Source organism: Hyunsoonleella ulvae (assembly GCF_016827605.1).
GTDB classification, from domain to species: domain Bacteria; phylum Bacteroidota; class Bacteroidia; order Flavobacteriales; family Flavobacteriaceae; genus Jejuia; species Jejuia ulvae.
This window is the reverse complement of record NZ_JAEPJQ010000001.1, coordinates 236,963-252,792: the sequence shown is the minus strand read 5'-3', so window position 1 is coordinate 252,792 and position 15,830 is coordinate 236,963. Positions and strand designations below refer to the sequence as shown.

15 protein-coding genes are annotated in these 15,830 nt (G+C 33.4%); 7 read left to right on the top strand and 8 right to left on the bottom strand.

Annotated features, from left to right (window positions below):
* Positions 1 to 109: 109 nt before the first annotated feature.
* Together fbaA and tamL are read right to left on the bottom strand one after the other, a co-directional pair.
* A complete protein-coding gene (fbaA, locus tag JS605_RS01135) occupies positions 110 to 1,177 on the bottom strand; it encodes a class II fructose-bisphosphate aldolase (RefSeq protein ID WP_203255868.1) in 1,068 nt (355 codons plus the stop codon).
* Between the two features lie 127 nt (positions 1,178 to 1,304).
* The gene (gene tamL / locus JS605_RS01130; RefSeq protein ID WP_317194123.1) at positions 1,305 to 3,821 is read right to left on the bottom strand and encodes a translocation and assembly module lipoprotein TamL; all 2,517 of its coding nucleotides are present in this window, start codon (positions 3,819 to 3,821) and stop codon (positions 1,305 to 1,307) included.
* Between the two features lie 168 nt (positions 3,822 to 3,989).
* On the opposite strand from tamL, the gene JS605_RS01125 reads away from it, so the two are divergent.
* Both JS605_RS01125 and JS605_RS01120 read left to right on the top strand, forming a co-directional pair.
* The gene (locus JS605_RS01125) at positions 3,990 to 4,712 is read left to right on the top strand and encodes a TrmH family RNA methyltransferase (RefSeq protein ID WP_203255867.1); all 723 of its coding nucleotides are present in this window, start codon (positions 3,990 to 3,992) and stop codon (positions 4,710 to 4,712) included.
* Between the two features lie 112 nt (positions 4,713 to 4,824).
* Positions 4,825 to 5,367 (top strand): hypothetical protein, encoded by a 543-nt coding sequence (locus JS605_RS01120; protein ID WP_203255866.1) that lies wholly within the window; start codon positions 4,825 to 4,827, stop codon positions 5,365 to 5,367.
* A 15-nt stretch (positions 5,368 to 5,382) separates the two neighbouring features.
* Here JS605_RS01120 and porT read toward each other — a convergent pair whose 3' ends face one another.
* Together porT and ubiE are read right to left on the bottom strand one after the other, a co-directional pair.
* Complete coding sequence (gene porT, locus JS605_RS01115) at positions 5,383 to 6,111, bottom strand: type IX secretion/gliding motility protein PorT/SprT (protein WP_203255865.1); 729 nt, start codon at positions 6,109 to 6,111, stop codon at positions 5,383 to 5,385.
* 2 nt (positions 6,112 to 6,113) lie between these two features.
* Positions 6,114 to 6,839, bottom strand: a complete 726-nt coding sequence (ubiE, locus tag JS605_RS01110) for a bifunctional demethylmenaquinone methyltransferase/2-methoxy-6-polyprenyl-1,4-benzoquinol methylase UbiE (RefSeq protein WP_203255864.1) — start codon at positions 6,837 to 6,839, stop codon at positions 6,114 to 6,116.
* A 147-nt stretch (positions 6,840 to 6,986) separates the two neighbouring features.
* Here ubiE and trkA point away from each other — a divergent pair, with 147 nt between their 5' ends.
* Together trkA and JS605_RS01100 are read left to right on the top strand one after the other, a co-directional pair.
* Positions 6,987 to 8,336 carry a Trk system potassium transporter TrkA gene (gene trkA / locus JS605_RS01105; protein ID WP_203255863.1) on the top strand — a complete coding sequence of 450 codons (1,350 nt, stop codon included), beginning with the start codon at positions 6,987 to 6,989 and terminating at the stop codon, positions 8,334 to 8,336.
* 15 nt (positions 8,337 to 8,351) lie between these two features.
* The gene (locus tag JS605_RS01100; protein WP_203255862.1) at positions 8,352 to 9,845 is read left to right on the top strand and encodes a TrkH family potassium uptake protein; all 1,494 of its coding nucleotides are present in this window, start codon (positions 8,352 to 8,354) and stop codon (positions 9,843 to 9,845) included.
* Between the two features lie 4 nt (positions 9,846 to 9,849).
* Here the strand turns inward: JS605_RS01100 and JS605_RS01095 are convergent, their stop codons facing one another.
* The gene (locus tag JS605_RS01095) at positions 9,850 to 10,506 is read right to left on the bottom strand and encodes a response regulator (RefSeq protein ID WP_203255861.1); all 657 of its coding nucleotides are present in this window, start codon (positions 10,504 to 10,506) and stop codon (positions 9,850 to 9,852) included.
* A 504-nt stretch (positions 10,507 to 11,010) separates the two neighbouring features.
* Between JS605_RS01095 and JS605_RS01090 the strand changes: the two genes are divergently transcribed.
* Both JS605_RS01090 and JS605_RS01085 read left to right on the top strand, forming a co-directional pair.
* Complete coding sequence (locus JS605_RS01090; protein WP_203255860.1) at positions 11,011 to 11,271, top strand: hypothetical protein; 261 nt, start codon at positions 11,011 to 11,013, stop codon at positions 11,269 to 11,271.
* A 4-nt stretch (positions 11,272 to 11,275) separates the two neighbouring features.
* A complete protein-coding gene (locus JS605_RS01085; protein ID WP_203255859.1) occupies positions 11,276 to 11,545 on the top strand; it encodes a hypothetical protein in 270 nt (89 codons plus the stop codon).
* Positions 11,546 to 11,593: 48 nt separating this feature from the next.
* Here JS605_RS01085 and JS605_RS01080 read toward each other — a convergent pair whose 3' ends face one another.
* Both JS605_RS01080 and JS605_RS01075 read right to left on the bottom strand, forming a co-directional pair.
* Positions 11,594 to 12,778, bottom strand: a complete 1,185-nt coding sequence (locus tag JS605_RS01080) for a pyridoxal phosphate-dependent aminotransferase (RefSeq protein WP_203255858.1) — start codon at positions 12,776 to 12,778, stop codon at positions 11,594 to 11,596.
* Positions 12,779 to 12,810: 32 nt separating this feature from the next.
* Positions 12,811 to 13,908, bottom strand: coding sequence for a fatty acid desaturase family protein (locus tag JS605_RS01075; RefSeq protein WP_203255857.1), 1,098 nt, complete (start codon positions 13,906 to 13,908; stop codon positions 12,811 to 12,813).
* A gap of 146 nt (positions 13,909 to 14,054) precedes the next feature.
* Between JS605_RS01075 and rsmG the strand changes: the two genes are divergently transcribed.
* Entirely contained in the window at positions 14,055 to 14,684 is a 630-nt protein-coding gene (gene rsmG / locus JS605_RS01070) for a 16S rRNA (guanine(527)-N(7))-methyltransferase RsmG (RefSeq protein WP_203255856.1), read from the top strand.
* A 7-nt stretch (positions 14,685 to 14,691) separates the two neighbouring features.
* Here the strand turns inward: rsmG and JS605_RS01065 are convergent, their stop codons facing one another.
* The gene (locus tag JS605_RS01065) at positions 14,692 to 15,675 is read right to left on the bottom strand and encodes a tetratricopeptide repeat protein (protein ID WP_203255855.1); all 984 of its coding nucleotides are present in this window, start codon (positions 15,673 to 15,675) and stop codon (positions 14,692 to 14,694) included.
* Positions 15,676 to 15,830 lie beyond the last annotated feature (155 nt).

The following is a 15,830-nucleotide window of genomic DNA, read 5'->3' as shown; positions in this document are numbered from 1 at the left end:
ATTTTATTGAATTTTAATATATAACTATTTGTCTAGTAGTATTTTAAACAAAAAAGGCTTTGCTTTATGCAAAACCTTTTTCAATATAACTTGTAGTAAATTACCTGTTTTATAGCGTGTTTACATTATTTAAGTCTTCAAAAGCTTTTTTAAGCCTTGTAACAAAAGTTTTTTCGCCTTCACGTAACCATACCCTTGGGTCGTAGAACTTTTTGTTAGGCACATCATCTCCATCAGGGTTACCTATTTGAGATTTTAAATACTCTGATTTATCTCCCATATAATCTCTAATCCCCGTCATGTATGCATATTGCAAATCGGTATCTATATTCATTTTAATAACACCGTAACCAATCGCTTCTCTAATTTCTTCTAATGTAGATCCAGAACCACCGTGGAATACAAAATCGATATGGTTATGTTCTACTCCATATTTTTTCGAAATATACTCTTGTGAGTTTTTAAGAATTTTTGGAGTAAGTTTTACATTACCTGGTTTGTATACACCATGTACGTTACCAAAAGCAGCAGCAATTGTAAATCTGTGGCTTACCTTACTTAATTCTTCATAGGCGTAAGCAACTTCTTCAGGCTGTGTGTATAATTTAGATGCATCTACATCCGTATTATCTACACCGTCTTCTTCTCCACCTGTTATACCTAGTTCTATTTCTAAAGTCATGTCCATTTTAGACATTCTTTCTAAATATTTTTTACAGATGTCGATATTTTCTTCAATTGGTTCTTCAGATAAATCTATCATGTGAGAACTGAACAGGGATTTTCCTGTTTCTTTATAATATACCTCACTGGCATCCAGTAGCCCATCTATCCATGGCAATAATTTTTTTGCACAGTGGTCTGTATGCAAAATAACAGTTACACCGTAGGCTTCAGCTAATGTATGTACATGTTTTGCACCTGCAATAGCACCTGCAATTGCAGATTTTTGAGCATCATTACTTAAGCCTTTTCCAGCATTGAATTGAGCACCACTATTTGAAAATTGAATAATAACAGGAGCATTTAAATCTCTTGCAGCTTCCATAACGCCATTTAAACTATTAGAGCCAATTGCGTTAACAGCAGGTAAAGCATATCCGTTTGCTTTAGCGTGATTAAAAATAGCTTGTACTTCATCTCCAGTTGCAACCCCTGGTTTTATATTATGTGCCATTATTTTGGTGGTTTTAAATTTGAGAAACAAAAATAATCATTTTTATAGTTTTTAACTGTAGGATTTATTATGAAAATAAAATTTTAATTGCTAAAACGTTATAGTTTTAATTAAAGCCAACGTTATACTAAAAAGGATAATTTATACCGATATTATATACCGCATTTTTAAAGTTGTAGTCGTTAAACCAGCGGTTTGCGTCACGATAAGAAGGATCGTAAGTTTTAAAGCCAACATCAAAACGAAAGAGAAAGAAACTAAAATCATATCGCAATCCGAAACCAGAACCTACAGCAATATCTTCTAAAGAGTTTAAGCCTGAGAATGTAGCACGAGGGTCGTTTACATCATCTAAAACGTTCCAGATGTTACCAGCATCTACAAATAGAGCACCGTTTAAATCACCAAATAAATTAAAGCGTTGCTCAGCACTTAATGCTATTTTAAGGTTGGCTTCATTAAATTCATCGGTGCTTTCAGAGCTTCCTGGTCCCAATGCGTAGGCAGTCCAAGCCCTATTGTCGTTAGCACCACCACCAAAGAAACTTTTTGCAAATGGAATGTTGTCTGAATTGCCATAGGGTATGGCAATGCCAAAAAAACTACGAATGGCAAAAATGTTTTGTTTCCCTAGATCCCATCGCTTTACATAGTCGAATTCAGTTTTAATATATTGAGAAAACGCCACATCAAAAATATTAAACCTGTCGTCCGCATCTTTGTTTAAACCCAGTAACCGGGAGGCGTTGGCTAATAGTGTGCCAGCAGATTCAATTCTAAACCTAAAAATAGAAAAATCTTCATCTAACAAACTAGTTCTATTATCTTTTATAAAATTAAAACTGGTAGATAAAATTAAGTTGTCTTCCGTCAATCTATCTTTACGCTCATCGATTGCAGAAACTCTTCTAAAATCTTCATCGTTTGGGGATAGGGATGTGTTGTTACTTAGCACATCTGATATAAACATTTCAGCACCGTCGGGTTTAGATAATTCTTCCCCGTTGGTGTAATTTATAGATTGTGCAATGCTATTCAATCTCCTGAAGGATGTGGTATATATATCAAAATAATTATCAATGTTTAGGTTTCTTACATATTGAATATTAAACAAATCTAACTGATTTGTTACTCTGGTGTTTGGTCTCCAATTGTAACTAAAAACACCACTTAAAGCTTGTTTGTCTAAGCCAATATTAGTCTGTCCAGAGCCAGATAGGGTAATTCTTGTAGATGGTGACATGTATTTTGGAATGATTTTTTCCGTGTTAAATGGGGAAAATAATCTTGGAATCGTTAACCTTAAATCGAGTGCCAATTCATTAATATCAAAAAACGGATCGCCAACTTGTCTATTGGGTTCTACAGAGGAACCAATAGCCGCAGTACCAGAAATTTCAAAGGTTTCTGCCCCTTTAAATATATTTCTAATGGTTAAGCTTGGGTTCAAAGCGAGGCCAACTCTTTGAATATTGCTTGTTGATGCTTCGGTACTAAAACCAAGGCTAAACTTTTTTAAAGGAGTTAGATAAATATTAGCAGTTAATGTAGTATCATTTTCTTCAACATATTCAATATCTGGATATTTAAATGTTCTTAATTCGTTTAAATGCCTGTAGGTGTATGTTCTGTCAATATCTTTAAATAATGCATTAGGGCTTATAAAAATAGCATCTGTAATGGCCTTAGGTTTAAAGCGCATATCTCCATAGCTGTAGAGTTTAAAGCCGTTATGGGTAATAGAATCTTTAATAGGCATTCCGTTATTTGCAAAAGTATGGTCGGTGTAAACATTTACATCTTTTACTTTAAAAATTTTAAACGGTTTGCGTATAATAGAGTCTGGGGTTCTTATGGCTCTATTTTGAATATTAAAATTCACATTAACTTTATTGTTGGTTCCTATGGTGTCTATTTCAACTGTAATGTAATCTTGTTTAAAATGAAATAATCCATAGTTTCTTAGTAAACCAGAAATACGTTCCCTTTCTAATTCAAAATTTATGGTTTTGTATTGCTCTCCTTTTTTTACTAGTGCATTTTTTCTAAATCTGGGGTAGAGTGTCTCTACGGCAGGAGAAGCGATGTTTTCAGAAATTGAATCAATAATAAAAGCGGGGCCTTTTTCTATGTTATAAGTTACTTCAGCGCGTTTATTATCTCCTCTTTCAATATTGTAATTTCCTGAAACATTAAACCATCCATTGTTGATGTAGTATTCCTGGAGGCGTGTCACAGATTTTTTAGTTTTGTCTTCATTCAAAATTACAGGAGCCTCTCCAGTTTTTTTGAGCCATTGGTTAAAATGTAACTTAGACTCTTGCATCTTGTAATACTGTTTGTGTGATAAAAAGCGTTTAAGTCCTGTATTGCTTGAGTCTGCTATTTTAACTGCTAGGATGGAATCTATATTTGGACGTGCCAAATTATAAATGCCAAGACGTAGAGGGACTTTACTATTGGGTTTTTGGTTTAAGAGATTGTTTAAGGTTTCCGATGTGTTTTTCTTCCCATCAACAACGATTGTATTTTTCGTTAGGAGGTATTCGTCCTCGGCAACCCTTTTAACTATATTACAGGATGTAAAACAGCTAAAAAGCACAACAGATGATAGTATTTTAATAGAATGCTGCCTTAAATACACTTGCAATAAAACGGTTATAGATTTAGGTTGAAATTTAGTTGAATTCTAAATAGCTTAATTTACAACTTATAGGGTCAAAAATACACTATTTCAAATTAAATTAGACTTGTAAACCAAAGTAAAGATAGTTTAGCTTTTTCTTTATGTTTGCATAACTATTTTTACCGAATGCTTTCTAAAAACCAAATAAAATTTATAAACCGATTAGGTCAAAAAAAATACAGACTTGCAGAAGGGTACTTTGTGGCTGAAGGTATAAAAACCATCAAGGAACTCATACAGTCTCATTTTAAACTTCATCAGTTACATACGACAGAACCACTCAATATTGATGCCAAAATTGAAAATTTAATATCAGAAGCGGATTTAAAACGTATTAGTTTTTTAAAAACACCTAATAAGGCACTTGCTGTTTTTAATATACCCAAACCTGAGCCTATTACTCACAAGGGATTAATCGTGGCTTTGGATGAGGTACGCGACCCTGGAAATTTGGGTACAATTATCAGATTGTGTGATTGGTTTGGAGTTAAAGATTTGGTATGTAGTAAGCAAACTGCAGATTGTTATAATCCAAAAGTTTTACAAGCTACTATGGGCTCCATATCACGAGTAAATGTTAGTTATGTAGATTTAAATGTGTTTTTAAATACTACAAAGCTACCAGTTTTTGGAGCTTTTATGGATGGAGATAATGTGTATGAAGCCACACTTCCCATAGCAGGTGTTTTGGTTATGGGTAACGAGGCAAATGGTATCTCTAAAGTTGTTGAAAGCACCATTTCAAAACGAATAGCCATACCGAGATTTGGGGAATTACAAGCCACAGAGAGCTTAAACGTGGCTACAGCTACGGCTATTTTGTTAAGCGAATTTCAGCGAAGTATATAGCTTTATTATTGCTGTTGTAGCAATTTGAAAGTGGATTAAACGTTTTATTTTGAAATGATAATTAAGTTTTCCCGACCTTAAATCATGAATGTTTAACCTAAAAAAAATTAAAATGAAAAAGATTCTTTTGCTAACCTTAGGCTTAGTTTTTATAACGGCATGTAATAATGATGATGACATTATAACGGATCCACCTGTACAAAGTTTTGATTATAACGAGAATTTAAGTGGCGATTTGGCAAATACAAATACTACCCCAACAGTCCTAGCTTTTGTAGGAGGCCAAAATACCGTTACGGCAACTCAATCTTCTAGTGATGTAGATTACTTTACCTTTACCGTGCCCATTGGTTATGAGTTGACTCAAATTATTGTAGAAGATTACCAATCGTCTGACGATGCAGGGTTTATTGGGATTGTAAACGGAAATACATTTCCAACCGATGCCATTAATACTAACGCTAGCGATTTGTTGGGTGGATTAGTGTATGGTGTTTCCAACAGAGGGAGTGATATTTTAACAAACATGGGAAGTTTAAACGGAGCTCAAGGGTTTACTGGGGCTTTGCCTGCTGGCGACTATAGTATCTGGCTAAACCAAACTGGGGCAGCCTCTGAAACTACACTTAACTTTAGAATTACTAAATCCAATTAGGATAAGAAATATTGTTTACTGGAATGTAAAATTAAGGAAGATGCCTCGAGTTTGCATTCTGGTAATGTTACTTGTCCAGGGACTATTGGGGTCATTATCCCTTATTAGTTCATCTCCCATTCCAAAAAGACCACGAATAGAAGGTGTGAATTTAAAATTGTAGAGGTAAAAATCGATACCGAAGCCTAATTCGTAAAATAAAGGTCTACTTTTAGTTCTAAACTGGCCTTTACTGTTGTCATCAGGATTATTCTCATTGCTAGATAAATTTATCGCTGTAGAAATGCCTCCTATAATAAAAGGCTTAAAATTATTAATACGTTTTGTAGATACTTTTAAAAGTAAGGGTATGTGTATATATGTAGATTTTACTTCGCGGGATAAGTCAGACTCCCTAAAATCTACACCTTGAAAATATTCTTCGTTGTAAAATAGTTCTCTTGTAGTAATAAAAAGTCCTGGTTCAAGTCTTAAATCTAAAAAACTATTTACCCTCATATTACCAATTAAACCCACACTAAACCCTGGGCTCATTTTTACATAAATATCAGGTAGGTCTTGGTTGTAATCAAAATTAAAATCGTAATTGTTTATTCCCAAGAAGTAACCCCAACGTAAAAATTTAAAGTCAGTAGTACCGCGACCTTGATTAGCATCATAAGTAATTTTTTCTTTTTTAAACAGCTGTGCTTGAGTAGTTTGAAAGGTTAAAAGAAAAACAAAACCAACTAAAATTTGTTTCATAATTACTTTGATGATTTATAAATTGTAGCTACCCCAAAGGTTTGAGGAAAATCTTCAACATTAATAAACCCAATTTCTCGCAAAATATTGTTTAAGGCTTCTCCATAGGGAAAAGCTGAGGCTGACTCACATAAATATTTGTAGGCGCTTCTATCTTTAGAAAAAATCCTGCCAATTAGGGGTAATATATTTTTTGTATAAAATTTATAACCTTGTTTATAGGGTGTTTTTGTGGGTATAGAGGTTTCAAGAATCACAAAAATGCCTCCTGGCTTTAACACTCTAAGAATGTCTTTTAATCCTTTTTGTAAATTTTCAAAATTTCTTACACCAAAAGCTACGGTAATAGCATCAAAAGTATTGTCTTCAAAAGGCATGTTTTCAGAATCGCCCAAAACCATTTCAATTTTATCTGATAATCCTCTTGTGCTAATTTTTTGTTTTCCAATGTCTAGCATTCCAGAGCTGATATCTAAACCAATAATTTTTTCAGCTTTGGTATCGGCCATAGCAATCGCTAAATCTCCCGTTCCTGTGGCAATATCTAAAATGTTCTTAGCATGATGCGCATTAATTAGTTTTACAACTTTTTTGCGCCACTTTACATCTATCCCAAATGAAATTACACGGTTTAAACCATCATATTTACCAGAAATAGTATCAAACATCTTAGTAACCTGTTCTTTTTTACTTTGGTTACTATCCTTGTAAGGTTTAATTTTAGACAAATCGCTATTTTTTTGGCAAACTTACATATTTAAATGATTTTTACCTAGTAGCTTATGTTTAAACAGGGTGTAATGATATTGTAGCATTTTACAGTGCTGGTATTTATTTTATAGTATCTTTGTACTACTTTTTATGATTATTACAGAATGAAAATAATAATTGCCGGAGCTGGTGAAGTTGGATTTCATTTGGCAAAATTATTGTCCTACGAATCTCAGGAGATTACCTTAATAGATATAGATAAAGAGAGTTTAACCTATGCAGATACTCATTTAGATATTAAAGTAATTCGGGGGGATGCTACTTCTATAGGGATTTTAAGGGAAGCAAAAGTAGATGCTTGTGATTTATTAATCGGTGTTACGGCATCGGAGACCATTAATATCACAGTTTGTGTATTAGCGAAACAATTAGGGGCAAAACGTACCATAGCTAGGATATCTAATAACGAGTTTATTAGCAACAAAGAGGAAATTGGTTTTACAAGATTTGGTATTGATGAATTGATATCCCCAGAAGCTTTGGCAGCTTCTGAGATTGAATTATCCTTAAGGCAATCGTCTTTTAGCGATACTTATGAGTTTGAGGAAGGCGCTTTAACCATGGCTGGGTTAACGTTGTCTAAAGAGGCTTCTTTTGTTGGTAAAAACGTAAAGGAGGCTGCTAAAATATTTCCAGAGATCCATTTTATCCCAATAGCTATTCAGCGTCAAGGCACACAATACACGCTTATTCCAAGGGGCGATACTATTTTTAGGGAAGGTGATAACGTAGTGTTTATCACTTCTGAAGGTGGAGCTGAAGAATTATGCCGACTAACAGGAAAAAAGAATACTGATATCAAGAACGTGATGATATTGGGAGGAACAGAAATTGGTTTTAAAGCTGCCCGAGATTTAAGCAAAAAAGGATTTAATGTAAAGCTATTGGAAGGGGATAAAGATCGTGCCTTTGATATTGCAGATCAGCTACCCGATGTACTTGTGATAAAGAGTGATGGTAGAAAAGTTGATGTTTTAGACGAAGAAAGTATTGGAAATATGGATGCTTTTATTGCTGTTGGTGATAACTCTGAAACCAATATTATGTCTTGTTTGGTTGCAAAATCTAAAGGTGTAAAAAAGTCTATTGCACTGGTTGAAAATATGGATTATTTTGAGTTATCACATTCCATAGGTATAGATACGCTCATTAACAAAAAGCTGCTTGCTGCAAATAGTATTTTTAGGTACATAAGAAAAGGTGAAGTTGTGGCAATGACCAAACTTAGTAATATGAATGCTGAATTATTAGAGTTCGAGGTAAAGGCAACATCAGCGATTTGTAATAAGTTGATAAAGAATGTAGACTTTCCTCGCTCTGCAATTATTGGAGGTGTTATTAGAGGAGATATAGGATATATTGCTTTGGGGAACTTTAAAATACAAGAAGGGGATAAAGTGGTTGTTTGTAGTTTATTACGATCTATAAAAGGTGTGGAGAAACTATTTTTATAAGATGAATTTACAACCATGAAACTCAACTATAAAATTATTTTTCATTTTTTAGGCCTCCTTATTTTATTTAATGGAGGGTTTATGTTGTTGTCTACTTTAGTAAGTCTACTTTACAAGGATGGTGTAACGTTAAACCTTCTTTTTGCAGCATTAGTTACCCTAGCACTTGGGGGGCTTGCGATGGTATTTACCAGAAAACACAACAAAGAAATGAATAAGCGTGAAGGCTATATAGTTGTAGCTTTTGGCTGGATTATCATGGCATTAACAGGTACATTGCCTTATGTAATTACTGAAAGTATACCAAATTTTACCAATGCGTTTTTTGAAACCATGTCTGGGTATACTACTACTGGTGCATCAATATTAAATGATATTGAGGCCATGCCTAAAGGGATTTTATTCTGGCGTAGTTTAACACATTGGATAGGCGGTATGGGTATTATTGTTTTGGCGATAGCTATCCTTCCTCTTTTAGGTATTGGAGGTATGCAGATGTTTGCTGCTGAAGCTCCTGGCCCTAGTGCAGATAAATTACACCCTAGAATTACAGATACAGCAAAACGCTTATGGTTAATTTACTTTGGATATACAGCCGCAGAAACCCTTTTGTTGAGTGTAGCGGGGATGTCTTTTTTTGATGCTATAAACCATGCACTCTGTACAGTATCAACTGGAGGATTTTCTACGAAAAATGCTAGTGTTGCGTATTGGAATGGACAGCCCATTATTCAGTATATTATCATTCTGTTTATGTTTTTGGCAGGTACTAATTTTGTATTAAGTTACTTTGCTTTTAAAGGAAAGGTGCAAAAAGTATTGCATGATGAAGAGTTTAAGTTGTATTTTAAATTCATTGCTATATTTACAATAATAGCAGCTTTATTAATTTATTTCAGAGCCGATGTATCGTTATCTTCCATCGATCATCCTATGGTATGGGGAGAAGGCGAAAGTGCTGTGCGACATGCGTTATTTCAAGTTTTAGCTATTGTAACTACTACTGGGTTTGTTACGGCTGATTATACCATGTGGACTCCATTTTTAGTAGTGTTCTTTTTTGGTTTGATGTTTTTGGGAGGTTCCGCAGGAAGCACGTCCGGAGGAGTAAAAGTAGTGCGCCATTTACTGTTGATTAAAAATGGTTTTCTGGAGTTTAAACGGGCATTGCACCCAAGTGCTATTTTACCTGTACGCTATAATATGAAGGCTATTTCGGGAGATATAGTTTTTAATATACTAGCTTTCTTTATTTTATATATGCTTTCTTTTATTATCGGAGCATTGGTGTTTTCAATGTTTAAGATAGATTTTTCTTCGGCAATAGGTTTGGCCGCATCTAGTTTAGGTAATGTGGGGCCAGCGTTAGGAGATTTTGGACCAGTTAATAATTATGCTGCTTTGCCACCTTTGGCACAATGGTGGGCTTCTTTTTTAATGTTAATTGGTAGACTGGAATTGTTTACTGTTTTGGTATTGTTTACACCATTTTTCTGGAGAAATAGATAATTTGTTAAATAAAGCCTAGTTTTTTTGCTTCTTTTACCAGGTTAAAGTTATCGTCTTTATTTACATCAAGAAGGGTTTTTAGTTTGGTCTTTCTTACTTCAATGGCTCTTGTTGACAGAGGAATGTATTTATATAAATCTTTGGTTTTTTCTCCCATAGACAGATGATACAGTATTTGCCTATCAAAATCATCAATGGTTACGCCTTTATAGGTAATTACTTCGGTTATTTTTTTTATGGTCTTGCTATAAAAATGCTTTCCTTGTAAAACGCTATGGATAGAATTCTTAAGATCCTTTACATCAATATCAGATTTAATCATGTATCCCTCAGGATTTATCTCCTTAACGATGTTGAGCACTCTTATTTGATTTGTAATTGAAGTAAGGATAATAATTTTTGTTTTTGATGTTTTTTTTCTTAGAAAAAGTCCTACGTCTTCACCGCTAAGAAATTTATCGTCTTTAGATGTTGGCAATTGTAAGTCTAATATAACGATATCATTCTCATTATTAGATATTTGAAAAACAGCTTCGTCGCAATTTTCCGCAAAATTTATACAGAACTGATAATCTTCTATTTCATTTAAAATGTTTTTATAGGCGCGAGCTATTATTTTATGATCTTCGATTATTAATACATTTAACCTTTTTATGGACATAAGTCACAGTATTTTAGGTAGATAGTTTTTAATGTGAAATTTAATTGTTAAAAGTATAAATAGTTTCTCGGTGTTTTGTGTACGTAGGAAAAATATGTGGAAAAACCACATTGTTGAAAGATTTTAAACCCGGTTATTTGTATATTGTTTTTCGAGTTATGGGCTTTCAATTTTACTCATTAAACAATAAGTTATTATTATTATTATTATTATTATTATTATTAAGGCTACAGTGATTTTGCTGTAGCCTTTTTTAGGACGACTCAATTTTAATATCAATAATTTACATGCTTTGCATGGTTTGCTCTCAGTAGAGGTATTTGCTTTGTGTTTTTAGTTGTTATGAAGAAGATTTGTATAAAACTATTTGTTTTTCATGTAATAATTATTTAGAAAGGTCTTTTTTGAAATGTAAGTAAAATAATAAAGCATATCGAAAATGTAGATTTTGTAACTTTTTTGGGTTAATGGATACCTATAATTGAAAGTTAAATTTATTTCACTATGGGAGGAGAAGGTTCAATGATGGCTGCAAATAGTTCTCTTAAGACTAATAGGGGGCAACTATCAAAACGAAAGGAAAAAAAAGGGTTAGAAGGAAGTTATGCTGGTATTGAGCTGAAGGAGTTTCCCAAGGCTACAGAAGAACAAATACAAGCAGTAAGGGATAACATTAAAGCACAAAATAGAAAGACTCAGTTAAGAAGTATCATTGCTTTTTGTATTTTGATTGTTATACTGGTTTTGCTATTCACTTTATTGTAATCTTATGCCGTTTTTTGAGTCATTTCAAACTACTTTAAAAAGTAACAAGTCTATTCTTCCTGATAAATCTAGGTATTTTAGGAAGACTTTAGGAGGGTTTGAATGGTCTGGGGAAGGCCAGTTTGATTTTCCTGAAGCTACTCCCCAGCAACTAAAAGAAATTAGAAACAGAATGGAAAAACAAAACAGGATTAGAAGCATAAAATTATTTTCTATTTTTTTTGTGATTGTAGTTATAGCCTTGATAGCTCTACTGTATTATATAAATAACTAAAAAAAGCCGCTATAAGCGGCTTTACAATTTATCTTTTAATCAAGATATTTAGCTCACTGCAGCTTCAATACGCTTAATGGCTTCAATAATTTGCTCTTGAGAAGCGGCATAAGAAATTCTAATACAATTGGGGTTTCCAAAAGCATCTCCTGTAACAGTAGCAACCAAAGCTTCTTCTAGTAAAAACAAAGAAAAATCTGTGGCATTATTTATTTTATGTCCTTTTAACGTTTTTCCAAAGAAATGAGTTACATCAGGAAACACATAAAATGCTCCGTCTGGAGTGTTGGATTTAAATCCTTCTATACCTCCTAATAAATCCAAGATTAAATCTCGACGTACTTTAAACTCATCAATCATATATTTTACAGATGAGGGATCTTCGTTTAAAGCAGTTATCACAGCGCGTTGTGCAATACAATTGGCACCACTGGTAGTTTGCCCTTGCAGTTTATTACAAGCTCTTGCGATTTTTTCTGGAGCACCAATAAATCCTATCCTCCAACCAGTCATAGCAAAGGCTTTTGATACGCCGTTTACAGTAATGGTTCTGTCATACATTTCTGGAAAACTAGCAATGCTTGTGTGGCCTTTTCCATAGTTTATGTGCTCGTAAATTTCATCTGAAACCACATAGATGTTAGGGTGTTTTGCCAAAACTTCAACCAAAGCTTTTAATTCTTCTTTGCTGTAAACCGATCCACTTGGGTTACAAGGAGAGCTAAACCACATCATTTTAGTTTTTGGTGTGATAGCTGCTTCTAACTGATCAGCAGTCATTTTAAAATCAGTATCAATCGAAGTTTTTACTTCAACAGGTACACCATCGTTTAATTTTACGATATCAGAATAACTTACCCAATATGGACAAGGTAAAATAACTTCATCGCCTTCATTTAGCATTACTCCAGCAACATTAGCTAAACATTGTTTTGCTCCAGTAGATACTACTATTTGTGAGGGAGTATATGTTAAGTTATTATCTCGCTTAAATTTTTTAATTACGGCATCTTTTAACTCGCCATAACCATCAACAGGTGTGTATGAGTTATAGCCATCATTTACTGCTTGAATAGCGGCTTCTCGAATAAAATCTGGAACTTTAAAGTCAGGTTCTCCCAGACTTAAGCCTATAATGTCTTTTCCTTCTCCTCTAAGTTCTCTTGCTTTTGCTGCCATTGCTAATGTGGCAGACGTAGACATGTTTAAAATCCTATCTGATAATAATTGCATTTTAGTGTATTTTGATCGGTATATATTATTATTTAAGCTAAACTAGGTTTTCGTCCTAGGGTTTTTAATTGATTGTAGTGTTCTGCCACTGCTTGCCAAAACGTATTGTACTCGTTATATGGTAAGCTAAATTCTAAGGCTGTTTCTTTAACTATTTTAGCCAACTTGCTATAATGGATGTGACTTATGTGAGAAAATAAATGGTGTTCTACCTGTCTGTTTAAACCTCCTGTATAAAAACCTACAAGCCAACTTTTAGGAGAAAAATTTGATGTTGTAAACAACTGATGGATTGCCCAGGTATTCTTAATATTACCTTGCTCGTCAGGAAGTGGCATTTCAGTATTTGGCATAACGTGTGCTAGTTGAAATATAACACTTAAAATAATACCTGCAGTATAATGCATTACTAAGAAACCAATTAAAACTTCCCACCATTTAAATCCTAAAGCTAATGGCAGTACTACCCAAATGGAGTAATAGACAATTTTTCCAATAATTAGTTTAGTCCATTGTGTGGCGGGATGTGGCATTTTACCATAAGCCAATTTTCTTTTTAAATAGCGATATGTTTGTGTAAAATCAGTAGTAATTGCCCAATTTGCAGTTAAAAAACCATATAGAAAAAATGCATAAAACTTCTGGTATCTATGAAAGCTGTACCATTTTGCATGTTTTGAAAACCTGATAATTCTTCCTGCGTCTATATCTTCATCGTGTCCTTGAATGTTTGTATAGGTGTGGTGTAATACATTATGTTGCACTTTCCAGTTGTAATCGTTTCCAGCCAAAATGTATATGCTGCTTCCCATTAGTTTATTTACCCATTTTTTACTGGAAAATGAGCCATGGTTTGCATCATGCATTACATTCATGCCAACTCCGGCCATACCAACTCCTACTATTACCATTCCTAATAGTTGTGCCCAACCAGGTAAGCTTTCAATGGTTAGAATTAAAACTACAGGAACAATAAGTAAGGAAAACATAACAATAGCCTTTGTGTATAATTTCCAATTACCGGTACGTTTAAGATTGTTTTCCTTAAAGTAATCGTTTACGCGTTTATTTAACGTTTTAAAAAATTTCGCAGGATCTTTTCTTGAAAATGAAAGGGCTTGCTTATTCATAATTATAATGCTAGTTTAATCAGTTCGTATAAAATTAATCCTCTAAATACGAAAGGCAAAGATAAATATTAATATGTGCAACAAAGAACGTTTTGATGTAAAAAAATGTACTTTAAAGTTCTATTTTTGTGCAAAATTTAACATCAATGGAATTAATCTCTAAGTATTTTCCCAATCTTTCAGAGGATCAAATGTCTCAATTCCATAAACTTGAAAGTTTATACAAGGACTGGAATTTAAAAATTAATGTAGTATCAAGAAAGGATATTGATGAATTGTATTTACGTCATGTTTTACATGCTTTGGCCATAGCAAAATTCATCTCATTTAAAGATAATACACGGGTTATGGATGTTGGTACAGGAGGAGGTTTTCCTGGGATTCCATTGGCTATTATGTTTCCGAATTGTGATTTTCATTTGGTAGATAGTATTGCTAAAAAACTTAAGGTAGTAAATGAGGTTATTGAAGGTTTGGGCTTAACTAACGTAAGAACAACCCATACTAGGGTTGAAGCTATTGATGAGACTTACGATTTTATTGTAAGTAGGGCTGTAGCTGCAATGCCAACTTTTGTGCATTGGACCAGAGGGAAAATAGCTAAAAAACAAAATAATGAACTAAAAAACGGTATTCTTTATCTTAAAGGAGGTGATTTAACTGAAGAATTGAAAGCTTACACTACGGCTAAAATCTACAACTTAAGTGATTATTTTGAAGAAGATTTTTTTAATACTAAAAAATTAGTGTATTTGCCTCAGAAGTTTAAAAATTAGCAGGGAATTAGAGAGCGTTTAGTCGTTCAACATAACTTTCAAAAATATAACCCTCATCTATGCTCCAAGATGCATCAGCAAATAGAGAGATGTCGTTTTTGTATTTATAAAATTCATTTTCGGCAGCTAGTATATTTTTTGCTTTTTTAAAACAAAGTTTCGCCTTGTCATAATTTTTGGAATGGTAATTAGCTACGGCCAAAGCAATAAGGGTTTCATGGTCTACAGAATTAAAGGTAAGTGTGTCTTCAAAACTCTTTGTAGCTGCTTTATAGTCTCTGGCGAATAATTGCGATAAGCCAAGGTAGAAATATGCGGAATCGTTAGTTTTGTCTAAGCTAATTGCTGTTTTAAAATCTTCTGCAGCTTGTTTATAGGCTTTCATATTTAAATATGCAACACCTCTGTTATGGTATGTGTCACTATTGGGTTCTAGTGTTATGCTTTTATTGAGAAAGTAAATAGCTAATGGATTTTGTTTGAGTTCAGCAAGCGTTAATCCCATTTGAATATTAGTATTTACATCATTGGGAAAGTGCTTTATCAAAAAATTAAAAGAACGCAGTGCCTGTCTATATTTGCCTAAATTAAACTGGGTTATTCCCAAATTGTAGTAGGCTTGAAAAAAATCACGGTTATATTCTATAGACATTATGTAATCATCATATGCACCTTTAAAGTCACCTAGAGCAAATTTAGCATTACCACGATTGTAAAATGTATCAGCATCTGGTTTTGTGAATAGTATTTTCGTGAAATCCAAAATAGAGCCCCAGTAATTCTCTAATTCATATCTCGCTAAACCACGGTAAAAGTAGGCATCTAAATTCTCATTATCCAATTCGATAGCTTTTGTGAAAATTGTTATCTGTTCTTTAGGGTTAGAAAGCTTTTTAGCTTGTCGCACTAATTTTTTTGATTGTCCGAATGAAGCTGTGTGACAAAACAAGAAAAGAACTGTGAATGTTGATGCGAAAACGTATTTGTTCATGATGATAAGAATAATCGATATTTAACAAATAAAAAATATTGAAACCAACTAGATGACTTATCAAATAATTGACTTGTAGTGTGTTTTGTGTATTAAATATACGAAATATCTAATTTGTAGATGTCAGTTTTAAGACAAATTTAGGGGTCTGAATG